General features: G+C 75.6%; 5 protein-coding genes and 1 pseudogene. 4 read left to right on the top strand and 2 right to left on the bottom strand.

The window, feature by feature from the left end; all coding sequences use genetic code 11:
- Positions 1-752: pseudogene (locus tag DVA66_RS15305) on the top strand (AAA family ATPase); the annotation flags it as partial.
- Between the two features lie 116 nt (positions 753-868).
- Positions 869-1,432 (top strand): VanZ family protein, encoded by a 564-nt coding sequence (locus DVA66_RS15300; protein ID WP_157974042.1) that lies wholly within the window; start codon positions 869-871, stop codon positions 1,430-1,432.
- Between the two features lie 217 nt (positions 1,433-1,649).
- Here DVA66_RS15300 and DVA66_RS15295 read toward each other — a convergent pair whose 3' ends face one another.
- Positions 1,650-2,780, bottom strand: coding sequence for a citrate synthase (locus tag DVA66_RS15295; protein ID WP_114560857.1), 1,131 nt, complete (start codon positions 2,778-2,780; stop codon positions 1,650-1,652).
- Positions 2,781-2,867: 87 nt separating this feature from the next.
- Here DVA66_RS15295 and DVA66_RS15290 point away from each other — a divergent pair, with 87 nt between their 5' ends.
- Both DVA66_RS15290 and DVA66_RS15285 read left to right on the top strand, forming a co-directional pair.
- Positions 2,868-4,133, top strand: coding sequence for a citrate/2-methylcitrate synthase (locus DVA66_RS15290; RefSeq protein WP_232821986.1), 1,266 nt, complete (start codon positions 2,868-2,870; stop codon positions 4,131-4,133).
- A gap of 80 nt (positions 4,134-4,213) precedes the next feature.
- Positions 4,214-5,314, top strand: a complete 1,101-nt coding sequence (locus tag DVA66_RS15285) for an NADH:flavin oxidoreductase/NADH oxidase (protein ID WP_198671807.1) — start codon at positions 4,214-4,216, stop codon at positions 5,312-5,314.
- Between the two features lie 33 nt (positions 5,315-5,347).
- Here the strand turns inward: DVA66_RS15285 and DVA66_RS15280 are convergent.
- Positions 5,348-6,589: glucuronyl esterase domain-containing protein (locus DVA66_RS15280; protein WP_198671806.1), on the bottom strand; the 1,242-nt coding region annotated here is incomplete at its 5' end.

Here is a 6,589-nt window from a genome sequence, read left to right as displayed (position 1 = left end):
CCGCCGACCGCGCCGTCATGGACCGGGTCGTCGAGGACATCCTCGAGGCCGACGACGACCCCGAGAGCAGCCTCATCATGCTGCGCGGGCAGGACCTGCGCGACGCCCTCGTCGACGACGGCGCGGTGCCGGAGGCCGGGCCCGACCGGCTCGCCGGGCCGTTCGCCCACGTGGTCGTCGACGAGGCGCAGGAGCTGACCGACGCCGAGTGGCAGATGCTGCTGCGCCGCTGCCCGTCGCGCAGCTTCACCGTCGTGGGCGACCGGGCCCAGGCCCGGAACGGGTTCGCCGAGTCGTGGGAGGAGCGGCTGCGGCGGGTCGGTTTCGACGACGTCCGGCGGGCCCCCCTCGGCGTCAACTACCGCACACCGCAGGAGGTGATGGCCGAGGCCGAGCCGGTGATCCGCACGGTGCTGCCCGACGCCAACGTGCCGACCTCGATCCGCAGCAGCGGACTGCCGGTGCGGCACGCCACCCCCGCCGAGCTGACCGACGTCCTCGACCGCTGGCTGGCCGAGCACCCCGAGGGCGCCGGCTGCCTGATCGGGACCGACGGCGTGGAGGTGCCGGCCCGGGCGCGGGACCGGGTGCGCGCGCTCGCGCCGGACCAGGTCAAGGGTCTGGAGTTCGACCTGGTGGTGCTGCTCGACCCGGCCTCCTTCGGCTGCGACGTGGCCGGCACGGTCGACCGCTACGTGGCGATGACCCGCGCCACCCAGCAGCTGGTGGTGGTCGAGCCCGAGCCGGTCTGACCCGGGGCCACGGCTGGGCGCCGGCTCTCGGCCCCCGGTCGTGGACGTCCGGCCCGGGGTCGGTCGTCCCGGTCGGGGGCGCCGGGGCCGGCGCCCCCGCAGATACGCTCACCGGCGTGATCGAGCGCTTCGCGGGGACGGCGACCATGGTGCTCGGCGCCCTGGTGCTCGGCGTCGTGCTGCTGCTGGTCGCGGTGGCGGCCCGCCGACGGGTCGGGACGGTGGCCGCCTTCGCCCGGTCGGGTCTGCTCTGGTCGCTGCTGGTGATCGCCCTCGTCACGCTGGTGCCGCTGGACGGCATCGACCTGGAGCGTCCGGTGGAGACGGCCCAGCAGGTGTGCTCGCTGGACTACGGCGGTCCGGCGCCGGACAGGTTCCTCTTCTTCTCCGGCGGCCAGCGGATGCTCAACACCGTCCTCTTCGTGCCCGCCGGGGCGTTCCTGGTGCTGGTCGCCACCCGCTGGCGGGCCGGCTGGCTGCTGGCGCTGCTCGGGCTGGGGGTGCTGGCCGCCTACTCCGTGGGGATCGAGATCACCCAGCTCGAGCTGTCCCGGATCGGACGCGCCTGCGACGTCACCGACATCGTCGACAACGTCCTCGGGGCGGGCCTCGGTGGTGTGCTCGGTGCCCTGCTCGCCGTCGTCCTCCGGCCGTGGCGGGAGCGACGCCGCCGTCGCTGACCTGCGGGTGCCCGCTGGGAGATCGCCCTTCGACAGGCTCAGGGCGTTGGGGTCAGGTCGAGCGCTCAGGTCACCTCGAGCGCGACCACGACGCGCACCTCAATCGAGCGCGGACCCCACCACAGCGCGCTGAGCCTGTCGAAGCGCGGGGACCTGGCCCTTCGACAGGCTCAGGGCGTTGGTGTTGCCTCGGGCGCTGGGGTCGGTTGCAGCGCGGTCAGCGGCGGGGTTCGGGGCCGGTGTAGCGGGCGAGCGGGCGGTAGATCTTGGTGCCGGCGGCCTGCTCGAGGATGTGGGCGCCCCAGCCGACCACCCGGGCGCAGGTGAAGGTGGGGGTGAACATCGAGCGCGGCAGCCCGCACTGCTCCATCACCACGCCCGCCCAGAACTCGACGTTGACATCCAGCCGGCGGCCCGGTTTCAGCTCGGCCAGGGTCGCCAGCACGGTCCGCTCGGTGGCGGCGGCGAACTCGTACAGCTCGCCCCCGCGCTCGGCGGCGATCCCGCGCAGCACCCGGGCGCGCGGGTCCTCGGTGGTGTAGACGCCGTGGCCGAAGCCCATGATCCGGCGTCCGGCGGCCACCTGCTCGCGCACCCACGGCTCCACCCGGTCCGGGGTGCCGATCTCGTCCAGGGCGTCCAGCGCCCGGTCCGGCGCCCCGCCGTGCAGCGGGCCGGTGAAGCTGCCGATCGCCCCGCACACCGCGGCCACCACGTCGGCGCCGGTGGAGGTGATCACGCGGGCGGTGAAGGTGGAGGCGTTGAAGCCGTGGTCCACCGTCAGCCCGAGGTAGGTGCCGATCGCCCGCTCCACCTCCGCCGTCGGCGTCTCCCCGGTGACCATCCGCAGCCAGTTCGCCCCGGCGGACAGCCCTGGGTCCGGCGCCACCGGGTCCAGCCCCTGCCGGGTGCGGTGCAGGGCGGCCAGCAGCGTCGGCACCACCGCGGCCACCCGCAGCACGTCGGCGCGCACGGACGCCCGGTCCGCGCCCCACACCGGGGCGAAACCCTCGACCGCCCCGAGCTGGGACAGGCAGGTGCGCAGCCTGGGCATCAGGTCGCGCTCCTGCCCGGACCCGGCCACCACCGGCACCAGCTCGGCCAGCTCCGGCGGCAGCGCCCGGAGCGGGGCGACCTCGGCGGTGAAGGCGTCCAGCTCGGCCGGGTCGGGCAGGTGGCCGTCCACCAGCAGGTGCCAGATCTCCTCGAAGCCCCGCTCGCCGGCCAGCCGGGCGGCGTCGTGCTCGCGGTAGTGGAAGAAGCCCTCGGCGCCGCGCACCTCGCCGATCTCGGTGTCGGCCACCACGACGCCCTTGAGCCCGGGCGGGGCGATCAGTGTCTCGGTCATGCCGTCAGCGTCCGCCCAGGTTGATCCGTGGTCAACGTTGACCGGATCAACGTCGACGGATGGCCGCGCGGTGGCAGCATGAGCCCCGTGGACGCTCTGCGGATCGACGGCGTGGACCACCTCAGCGCCGAGCAGGTGGCCCGGCGGCTGGGCGTGAAGGTGCAGACCGTCTACGCCTACGCCAGCCGCGGCGTGCTGCGCCGACGCCGCCTGCCGGGACGCCGGGAGAGCTACTTCCCACTCGCGGAGGTGGAGGCGCTGACGTCCGGCGGCGGCACCCGGCGCCGTCCGCCCGGGCTGAGCGAGGACGTCCGCACCGCGCTGACCCTGGTCGAGCACGACCGGTTGAGCTACCGCGGGTACGACGTGGTCCGGCTGGCCCGGGAGTCCACCTTCGCCGAGGTGGTCGCGCTGCTCTGGGGCGTCGAGCCCCGGTTCGAGACCGATACCCAGACGGTGGACGCCGTCCGCCGGGCGCTGGCCCTGCTGCCGGGCACCGCCACGCTGGCCGACCGCGTCCGGGTGCTGCTCAGCGTGCTGGCCGCCGACAGCCCCGACCGCCACGACCTCGACCCGTCGGTCGTCACCGCCGCGGTGGGACGGGTGATGGCGACCAGCGTCGCCTGCCTCGTGCCGGGCCCGGGAGGCACCCCGCACGCACCTCCGCGCGACCGCACCCATGCTGCAACCGGTGTGCCGCCGCACGAGGGTGTGTGCCGGCCCCCGGTGGACCCGCCCGGCAGCGACCTGCCCGCCGCGCTGGCCGCCGCCCTCGGGGTCTCCGACACCCGTTGGGTCGAGCAGGCCTGCATCCTGCTGGCCGACCACGACATGGCCGGCTCCACCACCGCCGCCCGGGTGGCGGCCAGCGTCCGCGCCGACCCCTTCGGCGCCCTCACCGCCGCACTCGCCGCCTTCGACAGCCCGCTGCACGGGACGGCCGGACGCCGGGTGCACGCGCTGCTCGGCGGGCTGCTCGACGACCCGGCCGGCACGCTGGCGCACTGCCTGCACGCCGAGGCCGTGCCGGGTTTCGGCCACGTCGTCTACGAGACGCTGGACCCGCGGGCCGAGCTGCTGGTCGAGCACCTCGCCCGCACCGTGGACCACCCGCTGCTGGCCGCCACCGAGCGGCTCAGCGACCGGCTCTGGCAGCGCCGCGGCCTGCCGCGCACGGTCGACCTCGCCCTCGCCCTCGGCGCCCACCTGCTCGGCGGGGACGCCGACCTGCCCGAGACGATCTTCCTGCACGCCCGGATGGCCGGCTGGACCGCCCACGTGCTCGAGGAGTACGCCGAGCCGGCGCTGCGGTTCCGGCTCCGCGGCGTCTACACCGGCCCCCGCCCCACCTGACCCTTCGCACCCCGGGGGCTGTGACGCACCTGACGCGGCGGCCCGGAATCGGCGTCCGGGACGGGCGGTTGCCGCTGGTCGTGAGCGCACTCTTCGAGCCCCTGACCCTGCGCGGACTGACGGTCCGCAACCGCATCTGGCTGGCCCCGATGTGCCAGTACTCGGTGGAGGCCGAGGACGGCGTGCCGACCGACTGGCACCTCGTCCACCTCGGCGCCCGCGCCACCGGCGGGTTCGGTCTCATCCTCACCGAGGCCACCGCGGTCACCCCGGAGGGGCGGATCAGCCCCCAGGACACCGGGCTGTGGGACGACCGGCAGCGCGACGCCTGGCGCCGGGTCGTCGACTTCGTGCACGAGCAGGGCGCGGCGATCGGCGTCCAGCTGGCCCACGCCGGGCGCAAGGCCTCGACCTACCGTGGCTTCGCCGGCGAGCCCACCGGCAGCGTCCCTGCCACCGAGGGCGGCTGGACCACCGGCTCGGCCACCGACCAGCCCTTCCCCGGCTACACCGCCCCGAAGGCGCTGGGCACCGACGAGCTCACCGAGGTGGTGACCGCCTTCGCCGACGCCGCCCGCCGCGCCGACCAGGCCGGTTTCGACACCGTCGAGGTGCACGCCGCCCACGGCTACCTGCTGCACCAGTTCCTCAGCCCGCTGACCAACACCCGCACCGACGGCTACGGCGGCGACCTGGCCGGCCGCAGCCGGCTGCTGCTGGAGGTGGTCGACGCCGTCCGCGCCGTCTGGCCTACCGACAAGCCGGTGCTGGTGCGCCTGTCGGCCACCGACTGGACCGAGGGCGGCTGGGACGCCGAGCAGACCGTCGCCGTCTCCCGGCAGCTGCGCCAGCGCGGGGTCGACCTGGTCGACGTGTCCAGCGGCGGCAACGTGCTCGCCGACATCCCCGTCGGCCCGGGCTACCAGGTGCCCTTCGCCCGCCAGGTGCGCGAGCAGGCCGAGGTGGCCAGCGGCGCGGTCGGGCTCATCACCACCCCGGCCCAGGCCGAGCAGGTGCTCACCGACGGCGACGCCGACGTCGTGCTGCTGGCCCGGGTCGCGCTGCGCGAGCCGTCCTGGCCGCTGCGGGCCGCCGCGGAGCTGGGGGTGCCGTGGCGCGAGGCCGGCTACCCCGAGCCGTACGCGCGCGGGCACTGGGAGGACGTGCCCGCCAACGCCTGAGCCACCGGAGGGTCCGCTGCCCCGGCGGTCGGCTCAGCCCCAGAGCCGGTCGGCGAGGTCGGTGTAGTAGCCCCAGTCCTGGGTGGTGAGGTCGTGGCCGCCGCGGCGGATGTGGTACTGCCGCGGCAGGACGCGTAGCGGGTCGTCCAGGGCCGGCATGGCGTCGGTGGGGATCGGCTCGCCGCCGAACAGGGCGTACACCGGGGAGGCGTGGGCCAGGGAGAGGAACTCCCCGCGCGGGTCGGCCCACAGGTCCTCGTCGGCGCTGCCGACGGCGACCGCGCGCGGGGCCAGCAGCGCGATCAGCTCGTGCTGGTCGACCGGCAGCTCGTCCTCGGCCCCGTTGAAGCGCTGGAAGCCGCGGCAGAACCAGTGCGGGAACGTGGTGTTGACCTCGGCCACCGTCTCGCCGAAGATCCGTCGGCTCAGCGCCGCACCGCCGGCACCGGAGTCGTTGGAGACGACCAGGGCGAACCGCTCGTCCTCCGCGCCCGCCCAGAGCGCCGCCTTGCCGCCGCGGGAGTGCCCGACCACGGCGACCCGGGTGGCGTCGAGGTCGTCGTCGGTCTCGACGTAGTCGAGCGCGCGGCTGCCGCCCCAGCCCCAGGCCGAGAGCGCCGCCCAGGCGTCGGCCGGACGGGTGCGCCCCTCGCGCTCGAACAGCCCGATCACGCCGTCGGTGAAGGTGGCGGGGTCGTCGGGGGCGAGGTCGCGGACCTGCAGGGCGGCGATGGCGTAGCCGCGGGCCACCACCTGCTCGGCCGGCCAGAACGGGGAGATCGTCGCGCGGGTGGGGTCGGTGTTCTCCGGGCCGCGGTTGTTGAGCAGCAGGAACACCGGCGCCGGACCCGCGACGGCGTTGGGCACGAAGAGGACGACCTCGAACGCGTGCGTGCGGCCGCCGTGGTCGGTGCTGATCCGCACCCGCTTGAGGGTGGCGGCGCCGTCCATCGCCGAGGGGTCCTCCTCGAGCACGCGGAACCGGTGCCGGGCGTGGGAGGCGGCGGCCGGCCGGCGTCCGTAGACGTGTCCGCGGAAGAGCTCGAGCAGCTCGGCCCGACGTGCGGGCCACTCACCGGCGGAGGTGACGCGGCGGCCGTCCAGCCTCCGCAGCGGGTCGGGCAGCGTGTAGGGCGGCACGTCCGCCTCGTCGTAGATGAACCCGGGCCGCTCGGCCTCGTTGCGGGCCACCACGGCCGGGTCGGCCTGCCAGCCGTGCCCGTCGGCGCGGGCCGGCGGCGCGCCGGCGGCGCCGAACGCGGCCAGCCCGGCGAC

Origin of the sequence: Desertihabitans aurantiacus, from assembly GCF_003344635.1 — a bacterium.
GTDB classification, from domain to species: domain Bacteria; phylum Actinomycetota; class Actinomycetes; order Propionibacteriales; family Propionibacteriaceae; genus Desertihabitans; species Desertihabitans aurantiacus.
Note: the sequence above shows the minus strand (reverse complement) of the source record. Positions and strands in the feature narration are given on the sequence as shown.

Coding starts and splice junctions, on each gene's coding strand:
- DVA66_RS15295 (WP_114560857.1), bottom strand. CDS start 2,780: ATGACCGAGACACTGATCGCCCCGCCCGGGCTCAAGGGCGTCGTGGTG.